Here is a 16,637-nt window from a genome sequence, read left to right as displayed (position 1 = left end):
AAGGATGATGCAGCCATTGTAAAAGTGTTGCGACGATGCGAAGGCATGAAAATGCCGCCTCGAAACACGAAGCGGCACTCCGGCGCCGGCATCTGGTGACGCGGCGGACCTTACTGGCTGTCCTGGCGCGTACCGACGGAAACCTCAACCGGCAAGCGCAAGCCGCTGTCCACCACGCTCAGGCGCAGGCCTGGCAAGACATTGCTGACGACGTTGCCGGCCAGTTGCACCAGCGGTGCGCTGCCCGAGCCGCCCTTCTCTCCCTCGCGCGGCGCATCCTGCGCGGCGGCAGGCTTGCCTGGCGCCGTCTCGCCGCTGACGATCATGTCGGCCTGCACCATATTGCCCTGCGACGGCGCCACGGCAACAGCCGCGATCACGTTCGCAACGGCGCTTTGCAGCGCTTCCGTCGGATTGACTTTCAGCACGCCGTCAACATAGTTCAAGGCGTAATTGTTCGACGCCTGGCCCGAGGCCGAGACCAGATAATTGCCTGCCGCGGAAGCCGTCGTCGCCGGCGTGCCGAAGGCCAGCTGACCGCTCACTTCGGCGGCCAGCGTGTCGCCGCCAAGCAAGCCGCTGTAGCTGGCGCTGAAGTCGGGATTGGCGCGTCCCTGGTCTTTTGCCGCATTGTCGACTTTCACCGTCAGCAGTGCCTGCGAGATCGTGGCCGTGGTGCTGGCCGTGGTGTTGACCACGTAATTGCCCGCATCCGCCCCGCTCAGGCGTATGCCCGCCACCGTCACCGTCTTGCCCGCGCCCGCATTCTTGTTGCTGAAACTGGCGCCATTGCTGGCAATATTGAGCTGATCATTGCCGATACGGTTGTCGCGCAAGAAAACGACGGCGTTCGTGGTGGCGTCGTACACCTTGTTGATGCCGGTGGCGCTGACCGTCAGGGCCGCCGGCGTGATATCGGCCGTGGTGCTGGCCAGGCTGCTGGCCAATACGTAATTGCCCGCATCGGCGCCGGCCAGGCCCAGGCCGCTGATATTCACGGTCTTGCCCGTTGCCGCATTCTTGTCGCTGAACGCGCCAAGGACGGGGCCGCCAGCCAGGCTCAGGACGTCGCCGGCCACCATGCCATTGAAGCTGGCGCCCGCCAGATTCAGGCTGGCCGCCGTGCCGCCGTCATACACCTTGTTTGCCGCCACGATGCCGGAAATAGCGCTGATGGACGCCGGCGTGATGCTGGCCGTGCCACTGGCAACCGTGCTGGCAAGGTTGTAGTTGTCCGCATCGGCGCCGCCGAGGGTGATGCCGCTGACCGCCACCGTCTTGCCCGTGCCCGCATTCTTGTCGCTGAAGGCGCCGTTGCCGGCCACGGTCAGGCTGTCGCCGTTCACCATGCCATTGAAGGTCGCCGCGCCGTTGAGCGTGGCCATGGCCGAGCCATCATAGGTCTTGTTGTTGACGCCCACGTTCGTCACGCCGCTGATGGTCGCCTTGCTGATGTCGGCGTTCACGTTGGCGGGACTGCTGAAGGCATAATTGCTGGCCAGGCCAGTGCCATCCTGCAAGCTGGCGCCGCTGATGGTCACCACCTTGCCGGTACCGGCATTCTTGTCGCTAAAGCTGCCGACACCGCCGCTGAAGCCCAGCGTTTCATCCGCGACCATGCCGGTCAGGGTGCCGCCCGACAAGACTGCCGCTGTCGTGCCATCGTAGACTTTATTGCCTGCAGTCACACCGGAGAGCGTGACGGCCTTGGGCGTGATACTGGCCGTGGCGCTGGCCGTATTGTTGAGGAAGTCATAATTGACCAGATCGCTGCCGGACAAGGTGATAGTCGTGATATTGACGGCCTTGTTGCTGCCCACGTTTTTATCCGTGAATGCACCGCTCGCGCTGAACAATTGCACATCGTCGCCGGCAATCTTGCCGTTGATCACCGCCTGGCCGGGACTGAGGCTGACGTTGAGGTTGCCGTTATATATCTTGTCCAGGGCGCTCAAACCGCTAATGCTGGAAATCGTTGCCTTCGCGATATCGCCCGTCATGCCGTTTGGCGTACTCAGCGTGTAGTTGCCGGCCAGGCCGCTGCCGTCGCTCAAGGTCACGCCGCCCACCGTAATGGCCTTGCCCGTGCCCGCGTTCTTGTCGCTGTAGCTTGCCCCCTGGACAGTGAAGGCCAGGGTTTCCGAATTGACCAGGCCATTCAGGGTGCCGCCGGTCAGGTTCGCACTGGCTGTGCCGTCGTAGACTTTATTGTTGCCAGTCAAGCCCGTCAGCGTCAGCGCCTTGGCGCTGATATTGGCACTGCTGCTGGCCGTGTCGCTGGCCAGGTTGTAATTGCCTGCGTCCGTGCCGCCCAGCACGATGCCGCTGACATTGACCGTCTTGCCATTGCCCGCGTTCTTGTCGCTGAAGGAGGCGGTCGCGTTCGATACCGTCAGGTTGTCGCCGCCGGCCATGCCGCTGAAAGCGGCGCCAGCCGTATTCAGGCTGACGGCCGTGCTGCCGTCATACACTTTATTTCCGGCAACGATACCGGTCACGCCGCTGAGGGTGGCCTTGCTGATATCGGCGCTGCCGCTGGCCGTGGTGCCGGTCAAATTGTAGTTGCCGGCATCCGTGCCGCCCAGCACGATGCCGCTGATGCTGACCGTCTTGCCTGTGCCCGCGTTCTTGTCGGCAAAACTGCCGCTGGCGCCCGCCACGCTCAGGCTGTCGCCACCGATCATGCCCGCGAACGTGGCGCCCGCCGCATCCAGGCTGGCGGCCGTGCTGCCGTCATACACTTTATTTCCAGCAACAATGCCGCTCACGCCGCTGATGGTGGCCTGGCTGATATTGGCCGTGCTGCTGGCGGTAGCGTTGGTAAAATCATAATTTCCAGCGTCTGTGCCGCCCAGGACCATGCCGCTGATATTGACCGTCTTGCCTGTGCCCGCGTTCTTGTCGACAAAACTGCCGCTGGCGCCCGAGACCGTCAGGTTGTCGCCGCCCACCATCCCCGTGAACGACGCCCCAGCCATGTTCAGGCTGGCGACCACACCGCCGTCGTACACTTTATTTCCGGCAACGATACCGGTCACGCCGCTGATGGTGGCCTTGCTGATATCGGCGCTGCCGCTGGCCGTGGTGCCGGTCAAATTGTAGTTGCCGGCATCCGTGCCGCCCAGCACGATGCCGCTGATGCTGACCGTCTTGCCTGTGCCCGCGTTCTTGTCGGCAAAACTGCCGCTGGCGCCCGCCACGCTCAGGCTGTCGCCACCGATCATGCCCGCGAACGTGGCGCCCGCCGCGTTCAGGCTGGCCGTGGCGGTGCCGTCATACACTTTATTTCCAGCAACAATGCCGCTCACGCCGCTGAGGGTGGCCTGGCTGATGTTGGCCGTGCTGGTGGCCGTGGCGTTGGTAAAATCATAATTTCCAACATCCGTGCCGCCCAGGACCATGCCGCTGATATTGACCGTCTTGCCATTTCCGGCGTTCTTGTCGGCAAAACTGCCGCTGGCGCCCGAGACCGTCAGGTTGTCGCCGCCCACCATCCCCGTGAACGACGCCCCAGCCATGTTCAGGCTGGCGGCCACGCCGCCGTCGTACACCTTATTTCCGGCAACGATACCGGTCACGCCGCTGAGGGTGGCCTTGCTGATATCGGCTGTGCCGCTGGCCGTGGTGCCGGTCAAATTGTAGTTGCCGGCATCCGTGCCGCCCAGCACGATGCCGCTGATGCTGACCGTCTTGCCTGTGCCCGCGTTCTTGTCGGCAAAACTGCCGCTGGCGCCCGCCACGCTCAGGCTGTCGCCACCGATCATGCCCGCAAACGTGGCGCCCGCCGTGTTCAGGCTGGCCGTGGCAGTGCCGTCATATACTTTATTTCCAGCAACAATGCCGCTCACGCCGCTGATGGTGGCCTTGCTGATATTGCCCGTCAAGCCGTTCACGGGCACCAGCGCATAGTTGCCGCCGGCGCTGCCGCCCAGGGCCGCGTTGACCGTCACGGCGATGCCGTTGCCGGCATTCTTGCTGGCAAACGTGCCATTCACGGTCGAACTGACATTGGCCAGGTCGCCCGCCAGCACGCCGTTCAGGGTGCCGCTGATGGCGGCCACGGTGGTGCCGTCATACACTTTGTCGCCCACCGCCGCGCCGCTCAGGGTGACGGACTTGGGCGTGATCACCAGGCCGCCATCGATATAGCTGATGGCATAGCCGGACTGGCCGCCCGAAGCGTACAGGCCGCTGGCCGACACGCCATAGGTGCCCGCATTGACGGCGCCGGCGGCATTGCCCGCATACACGACCGTACCGAGCAGGTTGGCGCCATCCACCGTGTTCGAGTAGGTGACGCTATTGCTGCCGCCTGCGTAGGCCACGCCGTCATACACCTTGCTGTCGTAGGAAACGCGCACGGCGATCTGCTTCATGAACGAGCGCAGGAAAGGCGCGCTCTGGCCGTCGTAGACCACCCACATCTGCGCCAGTTCCCAGCCGGCGCCCGTGTAATTCGACAGGTTTTTCAGCTGCGCCGTCGTCATGGCGGTACCGCCCATGCTGTTCGCCTGGCCGCTGGCCGTCGTGTCCCAATAGCTGCCCGCGGCGCTGCCCGTACTGGCGCCCACCAGGCCGCCCACACTGCTGGAACCGCTCACGCTGCCGTTCGCATAACTGTTGGCGATGCTGCCGCCATTGCTGCCGACGAGGCCGCCGACGATGCTGGTGCCGCCCACGGCCCCGCTGGCATAGCTGTCCGCCACCGTGCCCGTATTGCTGCCCACCAGGCCGCCTCCGGTGGACGTGCTCGTCACGCCGCTGGTGGCAAAGCTGCCGCTGATCGTGCCGGCATTGCTGCCGGCCAGGGCGCCCACATTCGTGCCGCCCGCTACGCTGCCGCCGGACAAGCCCACATTCGCCACCACCCCGCCGCTGCCGATGGCGCCGAACAGGCCCACGTTGTTCACGCCCGCCTTGGCAATGGTCAGGCTGGAAATGATATGGCCGGTGCCGTCGAGGCTGCCCGTGAAGGCCGAACCTGCCGTGCCGACGGGGATGAAGCCAGTGGTTCCCCAGATATCCTGGCCATTGGCCGCCGTCGTGGCGGCGCTGAAGCTGCTGCCCAGCGTGTAGGTGGCTGTCTTGTTCATCGCCATCAATTGCAGCTGGTGCGCCGAATTGATGGTATTTGACCACTCCGACGCCAGCATGGGGCGCGTGCCGGCAGCGCCATTGAGGGTGCCGTCGGCGCTGACCGCCACCCAATTATTGCCGGTGGCGCCGCCCGTGGCCGTGAAATTGAAGCCCACATAATTACTCGATACCAGCATCTGCGCCGTGCTCAGCCCTTGCGCATTCGAGGTGGCGCCATTGAAGCTTCGGCCGATGCCATTCAGGCCGGAATTGATCGTGCTGTCAAAATAGGCGCGGTTGACGCTACCGCCGTTGTGCTCGCCGACGATGGCGCCCACGCTGGCGCCGCCGCCCGTCACCTTGCCGGTGGTATAGACATTCGTGATGGTGCCGCCCACGTTGTAACCGACCACGCCGCCGGCCAGCCCGGTGGTCTGCACGTCGCCCGTCGCATAGCTGTTGCTCAAGGTTCCACGCAACAGGCCCACCAGGCCGCCGACATAGCCGCCGGTGGAGGTGACCTTGCCGGTCGCGTAGCTATTGCTGATGGTCGCGCTGCCGCTGTTATTGGTTCCCACCAGGCCGCCGGCACTGCCCGAGGCGTTCATCGCGCCGGTCGCGTAACTATTGCTGATACTGCCATTGTTAAAGCTGACCAGGCCGCCGCCATAGTTGGCTCCTGCGTTCACGGTGCCCGTCGCATAGCTATCGCTGATCGCACCGGAGTTGGTGACCACCAGCCCGGCCGCCACGTAGCGCGTGGAGCTGGTGGTGGCGGAGCTGGAACTGTTCTTGATCAAGCCGCCTACGGCGTTGAGGCCCACAAAGCCGCCTGCCGCGCCGTAGCCGCCCGGCCCGGGATCGCCCGCGGAGACGACCGTGCCGGAGACGCGGCTATTGCTGATCGTTCCGGCATTGATGCCCACCAGGCCGCCCAGATTGACATAACCGGAGGCGCTCACGGCACCACTGCTATACACATTATCGATCTTGCCGCTGTTGACGGCAGCCAGTGCGCCTATGCCCGCATAGGTGCTGCTATAGTTGGCGGCCGATCCGGCAACGCTGACGCCGCTAAAACCCATATTGCGCACGGCAGCGGCAGCGCCGATATTGCCGAACATCCCGACAGGCACGTCAGGGCGGTTGATCGTCAACCCCACGATTTCATGGCCCAGGCCATCGAGCGTGCCCGTGAAAGGCGCCGCATCGCTGCCGATGGGCGCAAATCCCTTGCCGCCATCCCAGCCAGAGGTGCCGCGCGCATCGATATTGCTGCCCAGCACGTACTTGCCGGACAAATTGCCCTGCATGCCCTGCACGTCGCTGCCGGTGGTGCTGTTGAAGGCGCCCAGGCTGTTGATCACCTGATACACGGTCACGCTGCCATTGCTGCCCAGCTTGGTGCTGAAGTTATTGCCCGATGGCAAATCCACTTCGGCCTTGACGTTGTACGTCGACAGATTGCCGGCGGCGACCCCGCTCTGGCCGTATTCGAGCGCCAGGCTGGCCGTGCCTGCGCCGCGCATGGCCTTGTTGATGTTGATGTTGTTCTGTGCCGTCAGGGTCAGCTTGTTGGCGGTCCAGTTGATGTTGTCGTTGACGTTGATGTTGCCCTGCGTGCCGCTGCCGCCCGACACGCTCTGGATTTGCACATTGCCCGATTTCAAGGAGTTGCTCAGGAAAGCGCCCGTCATGTCGCCGCCGGAAACGGCGATATTGAAGTCGGTCGGGTCGATCAGCCAGGTGCCGGCCAGGCCCTTGCTCGATGCCGTCGTCACCTTCAGCGCATCGTCGATCTTCACGTGCGCGGCCGAAGTATCGATGAAGCCGCCATTGCCGCCGTCGGACGCGCTGGCGTCCAGGGTGCCGGCCGCGTTCACCGTGCCGCTTTGCATGTCGCCCAGCAATTTGATCGTGCCGCCGCGCGTGGCTATCGTGTGCGCCTCGATCACGCCCGTGTTGTTGACGGCGGTTTTCAGCAAGTCGCCCGCCGCCTGCGCCGTGAGCACCACGCTGCCGCCGTCGGCCTGGATCAGGCCGCCATTGTTGACCAAAGCGCCCACGGCGCCTGCGTTGACGGCCACATTGAGCAAGCCGTCACCGGCCACGTCCAGGGTGATCGCCTTGCCCGCCGCCAGGGCTACAAAACCCAGAAGTGCCTGGATCGTGCCTTCATTCGAGACGTGCGCGCCCAGCAGGGCCACATAGCCGCCCGGCGCGCTGATGCTGCCCTGGTTCAGGACTTTACCCGTGCCATTGCCGGAAAACTGGTACTTGCCCGCCATGAAGTCGGCGTTGCTGATGTCCAGGGTGGACGCCACCAGCCCGGCCGTGTTCACGGACGCGCCCTGGCCGAACAGGATGCCGTTCGGATTGACGATGAACACCTTGCCGTTGGCCGACAAGTTGCCCAGGATGGTAGTACCGTCGCCGCCCAGCACGCGGTTCAGGGCCACCGCGTTGCTGTTGGGCTGCTGGAACTGCACCGACTCGCCCTTGCCGATATTGAAACTGGCCCAGTTGATCACGGCGTTCTGGCTGCCCTGCCTGATCACCGTGGCGCCCGGCGCGCCATTGATCGTTGCCTGGCCCGCCACCACCGTACCGCCCGCCGGCCCCGCCAGGGCCAGCGAGCCGTAACCGAGCATCAGCGCCGCCGCCATGCCGGTCAAGGCGAAATGCGCCCCGCTCCCGCTGCATCCTGGCATCGAGCGCTTGCCGGCGGATTTGACGTTTTCGGAAACGGCGGCGTAGGCGCCGGTGGCCTGGTTCCAGATGGAGCGGTAGATGCGGTTCATGGCAGTGTCCTGATTGTATTAACTTGTCTTAATTAGAAGTATTTAATGGCTTGCAGCCAGAAACGGCCTGCCGCATCCGGTGCGGAAGTCGCCTTGGCATTGCCCAGCTTGTGCGCGTAATACGCCTTCAGGACGAGCGCATTGGCGCCCGTCCACGTCACGCCCACGCCGGCGCCGCTCAGGGTGCGGCGGTTCTCGCCCGCGCCCCAGGCGTCGCGGTTCAGCTTGACGGTGCCCGTGTCGGCAAAGGCCAGCACCTGCAGCTGGCCGGGAAACGCCGTGAACGCCGTGATGTTTTGGCGCAATTCCACATTCAGCACATAGCCCTGGTCGCCATACGCCTCGCCGCCCGGATAGGCGCGCACGCCGCCCACGCCGCCGATGCCCATCTTTTCCGAGACATCGAGGTTTTTCGAGGCTGCCTGGCCACTGATGATGCCGAACAAGCTCGTCTCGCCGCCCAGGCTTTGCACGCGCGCCGCGTTGAAGGCAAGCTTGTTGAAGTGGCCGTTGCTCTTCACCGTCAGCTGATCGATCAGCAAGGCCATCGGCGTCTCGATATCGATCTTGCCCGTGGTGTAGGTCACCGAATACGTGCTCACGCCACCGCCGCCCCAGCCGTCCTTGCCATCGCCATTCAGGTTCAGCATCCACACCTTGGCTGTCTTGTCGTTGACGCTGCCCGTCGATTCCGTCCTGTCCTGGAATGTCTTGTCGTCGTAGCTCACTTGCGCATACAGATTGTTGCTGCGCGAGCGGATCAGCGGATAACTGGCATACGCGCTGGCGATCTTCGCCGTTCCCTTGGCGTCGAGCACGGCAAATTCCTTGCCCAGCTTGTAATCCATATACGTGTAGGCGCCGCCCAGGCGCAACAGGCCCGCCTGTCCCTGGTAGGCCAGGCGGCCGTAATTCAAGCCATCGGCCGAAGTAAAGGCGCGCACGGTGGCCACGTCGCCTATGCCGGCCAGCTCGTTGATGTTCAGGGTGGCGCCGATGCGGTTGCGGCCCGTGTAGCGGTTGCCCTGGTTATCCAGGTCGATGCTGCCGTTGAAACGCGAACCGGGCTGCACGTTGACGATCAGGTCGGACGCGCCCAAGGACGCCCCCGGCGCCAGGGTCGAGCTCACCTGCACGCCCGGCAAGTCCGACAACAGCAGCAAGCGCCGCTCCAGCGGCGGCGTGGCGATCACTTGCCCGTCGAGCCCGGCCAGTATCGTGCCGGCCAGGCCGTCGGACAGCGTGCTCTGATTGCGCAGCTGCACCTGACCATAACGGCCCGGCAGCACGTCGATGGCGACGACGCCATCCTCGATATCCTGCGCCGGCAGATAGGCCTGCGCAAGAAAATAGCCGCGGTTCTGGTAATAGCTGGCAATTTTTGACGCCATGGCGCGCAATTCGCCCAGGGTCAGCTCGCTGCCGGGCACGAAACCCGCGGCGGCGACCAGTTCGCTTTCGGCAAAGACGGGCGGTGCCGTGATCCGCAGGCGCTGTACGGTGATGCGCGTGGTATCGCCCACCGTCGTGGCCGGCACATTGCCCTGCTGTACGCGGATGGCTGGCGGCGCTTTCGGCAGCTGGGGCGCGGCGGGAATCTGCTGCAGCTGGCTGCCTGCGCCCGGAGGATCGACGGCCCAGGCGGTCTGGATCAGCGCCAGCAAGGTCAATGGAAGTAATGTGGTGTTCAAGGTCATCCTTTCAGGCGGCGCGCCCGCGCCAGGCAAGCCGCTGGCGGCTGTGCTGACGGGGAATACAAGAGCTGCAAAGGACGTATTTTTTTAGCATCATTGTCAAATACAATGACAACAAAAAAATAAATTCCCCTCAGCAACATTGACCCATTTTAGCCCGTCATCAGGCGAGAAAATACCTATCTAATGAGCTCTTTCACCACATTGGTGCGGTCTCGACAGGGATGCCCTTAAAATTCGCAAAACACCGTGAAAATGCGCCTTCCCGGCAAGAAATTCGTTGTCATAACACAACAAAATTGCATCGCTGTCACTATCGACATGCTATTCCATGAGCGCACCATGCATGCGAAATGAACAAGAGATTGGCATTATCACAATATAAAACAATGTTATTTTTTACATATGTGCATGTTCATCTGATGACACACTTTTTTGCTGCAAATTAACATGTCACATTCTTGCAAAAAATAGATAATCAATGAATAAATATTAGGAATGGAAACTTATTTTTGGCGGTCGCGCGGGGAGCGGGCGGCGCATATGATCGCGGCGAGGAAAACCGGCGTGGCAGGCATCGGCCACGCCGGATGCCGGCGGAAAGGAAGAGAAGATCAGCGACGCGGCCGCGTTGGCCGGGTCTTATCTGGACAGCACATATTTGGCCAGCGTGGCCGCATCGGCTACGCTGAGCTGGCTGAATGGCGGCATGGGCACGGGGCCCCATTTGCCGGCCCCGCCATTGCGGATGTTGGCCGCCACGGCAGCGACGCTGTCCTGGCCCTTGTATCGGGCGGCCACTTCCGCAAAGCCGGGTCCGACCACCTTCTGGTCGAGGGCGTGGCATGCCATGCAGCCATTTGCCGCCAGCAAGGTTTTCACATCCTTGCCGCTGGCGGCAGGGACAGCCGCTGCGGCGGGCTTCACTGCGGCGGCAGGCGCGGCGGCGCCCCGCTCCGCGCCATAGGTTTTCACCAGGTAATCGACCATGGCCGGCATGTCCGCGTCGTCAAACTGGGCGCCGAACGGCTTTTTCATCTTCTTGACGGTCGCCTCCCAGTAAGCGCGCGGCGAAGCGGGCGGCTGGCTCGATGCATACTGGGCCGCGTGGCACGTCATGCAGTTGCGCTGCACCAGCTGGTAGCCGGGCAATTCGCTGGGTTTATAGGCCGCCGTTTCGGGCGGCAAATGGATTTCCAGCGCGCCAGCGCTGCCGGCAAGCATCAAGGCCACGGCGGTGGCGAGTGTTCTGATCAGCATCCGGTTCTCCTCACACTGCCTGAATGCGCGTGGTTTCCACCACGTTGCGCATATAACCCATGGGATTCCACAGGGCTTTCATCGGCTGGCTCTGGCCGATGCGGTTGACGGCGCGCACCATCAGCACGTGCTTGCCCTTGTGCGGCGCCTTCATGACCATCGTCCACTCGCGAAACGAGAAACGTCCCAGGTCCTTGCCCAGCGTTGCTTCCTGCCACGTCTGGCCGCCGTCTGCCGACACGGTCACCTCGCTGATGCCCTGCCCGCCATCGAAGGCGATGCCGCGCAAGGCCAGGTCGCGCCCCGCCTTCACTTGCGCGCCATCTTGCACGCTGGTGATGAAGGAGCGCACGTTGAGGCGGCTGATCGGCGTCGTCTTGCCCACCGGTGTCTCCGGCTCGATGAAACCGGAACCGTTGTCGGGAATACGGTAGCCCGTGCTCATCCAGAAGCCGTCAAACGGTTTGTCGAGCACGGTGATGTCGCTCAGGTGCTTGACCCAGTAAGTGCCATAGAAGCCCGGCACGATCAGGCGCAGCGGATAGCCGTTGAGGAACGGGATGTCTTCGCCATTCATGGCCCAGGCCAGCAGGACGTCGCCCGCCATGATGTGCTCGACGGACAAGGCTTTCTGGAAGTCGGGGCCATCGCCCACGGGCGGCGTTTCCAAGCCGTTGAAGGCCACCTGCACGGCACTGGCCGCGATGCCGGCCTTTTCCAGCACGGTCTTCAGGGGGATGCCCGTCCAGCAGGCATTGCCCATGGCGCCATTGCCCAGCTGCCCGCCATTCGCGCGCGGGGAAAAAAAGCCACGGCTGTTGCCCGAACATTGCGTCACGGCCACCACGTCGACGGGGTCGGCCAGCTGTTTGAGTTCCGCCAGCGACAGTTCCAGTGGCGTTTTGACGAGGCCGCCGATGCGCAAACGGTAGCTGCCGCCATCGATGCTGGTGGGCAAGCCGCTCCAGTGGTAGCGCACGAAAAACGCGTCGTTGGGCGTGATCGCGCCTTCATTGAACACGCTGAACGGCGTTTCCAGCTGGGGCGGGCGGCTGGTCAGCAGGATCAGCGGGCGCTTTTGCGGGAAGGCCACCAGTTCGCGCTCGCCGTTTTCAAACGGCAAGGTGACAGACGCAGCCAAGGCTGACCCAGGCCCCGCCACGGCGGCGGCGCCCAGGGCGGCCGTCGTGCGCAGGAAGCGGCGCCGGCCTGCAGGCAACAAGGTCGTATCAGACATGTTTGAGCTCCACTTTAGTATCGGCCGCTTCGCCGCCGTTGCGGTCATCGTTGACCAGCTTCTTGATGTAGTACATGACGCTCATGATGGCCACGCTCAACAGGCCGAACCAGAACGACACGCGCTGCTCCGTATCGGACGACACGCTCATGGCGCCCAGGATCACCAGCATGGCGAAGATGGTGAAATACGTCAGATAGGGGAACAGCCACATGCGCACCTTGATGCGTTCCGGGCATTCGCGTTCCAGGCGGCGGCGCAAACGCAATTGAGATATCGCAATGAGCAAGTACACGAACAGGATCAGGATGCCGTAAGAGTTGACGATGAAGGGGAACACGAGGTCGGCCGATACATACGAGACAGCAATGGCGAAATAGGCGAACAAGGTGCTGAACAGGATGGCGCGAATCGGCACGCCATTCTTGCTCAGCTTGACCAGGCCCGTCGGCGCGTCGCCGCGGCGCGTCAGCGCGAAGATCATGCGCGACGAGGCGTACAGGCTGGAGTTCAGCGCCGACAGGACGGCCGTCAAAATGATGGCGTTCATGATATGGGCCGCGTACGGAATGTTCATGACGGTCAGGGCGCTGACGAAAGGCGTGGCGATGGCCGGCGAATCCCAGGGCACGATGCAGACGACGACAAACATGGAGCCGACATAGAACATCAGCACGCGCGTGACGACGGAATTGGTGGCGCGGGCGATGGCCTTGGCCGGGTCCGACGTTTCGGCAGCCGCGATGGTGACGATCTCGGCGCCCGAATAAAAGGCCGTGGCGGCCACGGCGCCGCTGAGCACGGGGCCCCAGCCGTGCGGCATGAAGCCGCCATGGCTGGTCAAAAAGCCCAGGCTTGGGATGCTGTTAGGCAAACTGCCCGTGATGAACAGGGCGCCGACGAACAGAAAGACGACGATGGCGACCACCTTGATCGAGGCGAACCAGAACTCGAATTCGCCAAACGCTTTCACCGAGAACAGGTTGAGCACCGTCATCGACACGAGCAAGACCAGGCTGATGGCCCACGAGGGCACGTCGGGCAGCCAGAAGTTGACCAGCTTGGCGCCGGCGATGGCTTCCAGGGCGACGACGACGACCCAGAAATACCAGTACATCCAGCCGCTCATGAAGCCGAGGAATTTCGAGACCTTCGGCTTGTCGTCGAAGGCCAGGCGCGCATATTCGTAAAAGGAGCCGACCACGGGCAGGGACGAAGCCAGCTCGCCCAGCATGCGCATGATCAGGACGACCAGGCCGCCCGTGAGCAGGAAGGATAGGATGGCGGCCGGGCCGGCAGCCTTGGCGATGACGCCGCTGCCGACAAAGAGGCCGGCGCCGATCACGCCGCCGATGGCGATCATGCTCATGTGGCGTTGCTTCAGCGAGTGCTGCAAGCCGGTACTGTTATGCGATTCGCTAATCATGTTTTTGTCTCCTGAAAATCTCTGAAGCCCGGTGCGCCCTCGCCTGCTGCGGCCGGTTCCTGCCGCGCGGCTTTGTTTTATTTGGGCAACACCGTCAAGCAGCATCGATACATCATCAAATCAGTCTGGTTGGCTGCATGCCATAAGTCAATCTGGAAATGCAGCGGCCCGGCGCGGCGCCCAAGGGGCAAGCGCGCTGGAGGATACGTACGGGGTATGGCTCAGTTATTGCTGGTTAAAAAATGGGAGCGGCGGCAACACTTGTGGCATTAGCGCCACTCCCGGGAACGTCTTACACCTTGCCCTTCCATGGCACGAGGGTACGTTCGAGGTAGCGCATCATCAAATCAAACAGGAAAGCGAAGAAGCCGATCACGATGATGCCCATGATCACGACATCGCTGGCGAGGAACTCGGAGGCGCTCAGCACCATGTAGCCCAGGCCGCGCGTGGCCGCCACCATCTCGCCCGCCACCAGGGTAGTCCAGCCCACGCCGATGCCGATGCGCATGCCGGTGAGGATTTCCGGAATCGCTGCGCGCAGGATCACGTGCACGATCACCTGGAAACGGGTGGCGCCCATCGAATAGGCCGCGTGGATTTGCTCCAGTGACACGGAGCTGACGCCGGCGCGGGCTGCGATCGCCATCGGCGCGAAGATGGCCAGGAAGATCAGGTAGACCTTCGAAAACTCGCCGATGCCGAACCAGATGATAACCAGTGGCAAGTAAGCAAGCGGCGGCAGCGGACGGTAGAACTCGATCAAGGGATCGAAGATACCGCGCGCCACGCGGTTCACGCCCATCATCACGCCGACGGGGATGGCAAACAGGCAAGCCAGGCCAAAGGCGCCGAACACGCGCACCAGACTGGCGACGGTATGTTCCCACAGGGTGGCGCCGCCGAAACCGGTGGTGGCCGCCATGATGAATTTCTCGTACACGGCTTGCGGCGACGGCAGGAACAGCGGTTTCACGAGGCCGCTGGCCGTCACGCCAAACCACAGCAAGAGTACGGCGATGACGGTGACGGTGGCGATGCGGCTGGAATTGCCCTGCCCCGGCGCACCAAACGCTTCGCCAGGCATGGCGCAGCGGGGAGCGAACAGGCGGCCAAAAAAGCCGGCGCGCTTGGCGGTGGCGGGAGGAAATCCCACGACGGATGGGCTATGCATGGGACACCTCCAGCTCTTTATTGACGGCGCGCTCGTCGCCATAAATGATGTTGAGCACGGTTTCGCGCATCTTGATGAAGTCCGGGCTCGATTTCACGGCGCGCGCATCGCGGCATTCGAGGAAGCGCATGTTGAAATCGAGTTCATACGTGTGCGTGATGCGGCCCGGACGGGGCGACATGACGATCAGCCGGTTCGCCAGGAACAGCGCCTCGTCGACGCTGTGGGTAATGAAGAAGAACATGGTGCTGGACTTGGCCCAGATATCGAGCAGCAATTCCTGGATGGTTTCGCGCGTCAACGCGTCGAGCGCCGCCATCGGTTCATCCATCAGCAGCATGGCGGGATTGCTGGTCAGGGCGCGGGCGATGCCGACCCTTTGCTGCATGCCGCCCGACAACTGATAGATCATATTGTCGTGAAAGTCCTTCAAGCCGACGAGCGCCAGGTTCTTCGCCGCCTGTTCGCGCCGCACGGCTTTCGGCACGCCTTGCAGCTTCAGGCCGAATTCCACGTTTTCCATCACGTTCAGCCATGGCAGCAAGGCATGTTTCTGGAACACCACGCCACGGTCGGCGCCCGGCCCTTCCACTTTATTGTCCCCGAGCATGATTTCACCCTTGGACGGGGCGATAAAGCCCGCCATCAGGCTCAGCAAGGTTGTCTTGCCGCAACCGGAAGCACCGAGCGCGACGACGAAGTCGCCGCTATTGATGGTGAGATTGATATTATTTAAGGCATGTACGCGTTCACCGGCCGTCTTGCCCGGATAAATCACGCTGACATCCTTGACGTACAGATTTTCCATCGTGTCCCCACAGTTCTGTTCAACGCACTCTGTTCAGTCAGCGCGCCCGCAGGCGCGCCATCGCACAACGTTTACTTCAGCAGGCCGGCGGCCTGTGCATACCTGGGTGTCACATATTTGGCGTAATCGGGAGCCAGGCTGTCGATCTTGCCTTCAGCTTTCAAAAATTGCGCGGTGGCCAGCAAGGCTTGCGCCACGCCGCCCTTCGCGCCGCCACCGAGCCAGGCCGGCGAGGCCTGTTCCTGCAGCGATGGATAGGCGTACAAGGCCACGGAAGCGGCCACGTCCTTGGCAGCCGCGCCCGAATGCTTGACGTTGGCTTTCACTTGCGGGGAATCGATGGTCCACGCCTTCGGATTGGCGCGGTAGTCGGCGTCGGCAGCGGCCATCACCTTGACGAACTTGGCCATGAAGTCGGCGTTCGCTTCGCCCCAGGCGCGCTCGACGGCCATGCCGTCAAACGTGGCCTTGCCCTTCTTGCTCAGTTCGCCGGAAGTGACGAGCACCTTGCCGTTTTGCTTGAGTTTGCTCAAGGCCGGGTCCCACACGAAGGCCGCATCGATGTCGCCCCGTTCCCAGGCGGCGGCGATCTGGTTCGGCTGCATGTTGAGCAATTTCACTTCCGTGGGCTTGATGCCCCACGTTTCCAGCGCGAACATGGTGTGGAAGTGTGTGGTGGAAACAAACGGCACGGCGATCTTCTTGCCGCGCAAGTCGGCCGGTTTGCTGATGCCGGCGCCATTGCGGGCCACCATCGCTTCGGCTTCGTTGATGTCGTCGATGATCCAGAACAGCTGCAGGTCGACGCCGCGGCTGACGGCCGCCGTCAACGGGCTGGAACCGATGACGCCGATCTGCACGTCGCCGGACGCCATGCCCGTGGCTACCTTGGCGCCCGAGTCGAACTTGCGCCAGTTGATTTTATAGCCGGTGGTCTTTTCCACTTCGCCGCTGGCGATCGCCACCAGGAAGGGGCCGTTGATTTCCTGGTAGGCAATCGTTACTTCCTTGCCCTGCGCGAAGGCCGTGCCGCTCGATGCGACCGCCACGCCCAGCACCAGGGTGCCGAGAACGGCGCGGCGCAGCGTTGAAAAAACCGTTTTGCTCGCGTTTTTGCTCGTGTATGTGTTCATGTCTCACTCCAAGATTTATTGTTATGTG

The 16,637-nt window shown here is 62.8% G+C and carries 8 protein-coding genes; all 8 read right to left on the bottom strand.

The window, feature by feature from the left end; all coding sequences use genetic code 11:
- Positions 1-110: 110 nt before the first annotated feature.
- The 8 genes from D9M09_RS07655 to tauA all read right to left on the bottom strand — a co-directional run bounded on the left by D9M09_RS07655 (position 111) and on the right by tauA (position 16,609).
- On the bottom strand, positions 111-7,877 hold the full coding sequence (locus D9M09_RS07655) for a YDG domain-containing protein (protein ID WP_121668969.1): 7,767 nt from the start codon (positions 7,875-7,877) through the stop codon (positions 111-113).
- Positions 7,878-7,909: 32 nt separating this feature from the next.
- Positions 7,910-9,574 (bottom strand): ShlB/FhaC/HecB family hemolysin secretion/activation protein, encoded by a 1,665-nt coding sequence (locus tag D9M09_RS07650; protein ID WP_121668968.1) that lies wholly within the window; start codon positions 9,572-9,574, stop codon positions 7,910-7,912.
- A gap of 639 nt (positions 9,575-10,213) precedes the next feature.
- Complete coding sequence (locus tag D9M09_RS07645; protein ID WP_121668967.1) at positions 10,214-10,831, bottom strand: c-type cytochrome; 618 nt, start codon at positions 10,829-10,831, stop codon at positions 10,214-10,216.
- Between the two features lie 10 nt (positions 10,832-10,841).
- Entirely contained in the window at positions 10,842-12,068 is a 1,227-nt protein-coding gene (locus tag D9M09_RS07640; RefSeq protein WP_121668966.1) for a molybdopterin-dependent oxidoreductase, read from the bottom strand.
- Positions 12,061-13,494 carry an amino acid permease gene (locus D9M09_RS07635; protein ID WP_121668965.1) on the bottom strand — a complete coding sequence of 478 codons (1,434 nt, stop codon included), beginning with the start codon at positions 13,492-13,494 and terminating at the stop codon, positions 12,061-12,063. Before D9M09_RS07635 ends, D9M09_RS07640 begins: the two co-directional genes overlap by 8 nt.
- Positions 13,495-13,786: 292 nt before the next feature.
- On the bottom strand, positions 13,787-14,581 hold the full coding sequence (locus tag D9M09_RS07630; RefSeq protein WP_070219225.1) for an ABC transporter permease subunit: 795 nt from the start codon (positions 14,579-14,581) through the stop codon (positions 13,787-13,789).
- Between the two features lie 79 nt (positions 14,582-14,660).
- Complete coding sequence (locus D9M09_RS07625) at positions 14,661-15,476, bottom strand: taurine ABC transporter ATP-binding protein (RefSeq protein ID WP_121671002.1); 816 nt, start codon at positions 15,474-15,476, stop codon at positions 14,661-14,663.
- 71 nt (positions 15,477-15,547) lie between these two features.
- Entirely contained in the window at positions 15,548-16,609 is a 1,062-nt protein-coding gene (tauA, locus tag D9M09_RS07620; protein ID WP_121668964.1) for a taurine ABC transporter substrate-binding protein, read from the bottom strand.
- Positions 16,610-16,637 lie beyond the last annotated feature (28 nt).

It is taken from the genome of Janthinobacterium agaricidamnosum (assembly GCF_003667705.1).
Classification (GTDB): domain Bacteria; phylum Pseudomonadota; class Gammaproteobacteria; order Burkholderiales; family Burkholderiaceae_D; genus Janthinobacterium.
This window is presented reverse-complemented; position numbering and strand designations above follow the sequence as displayed.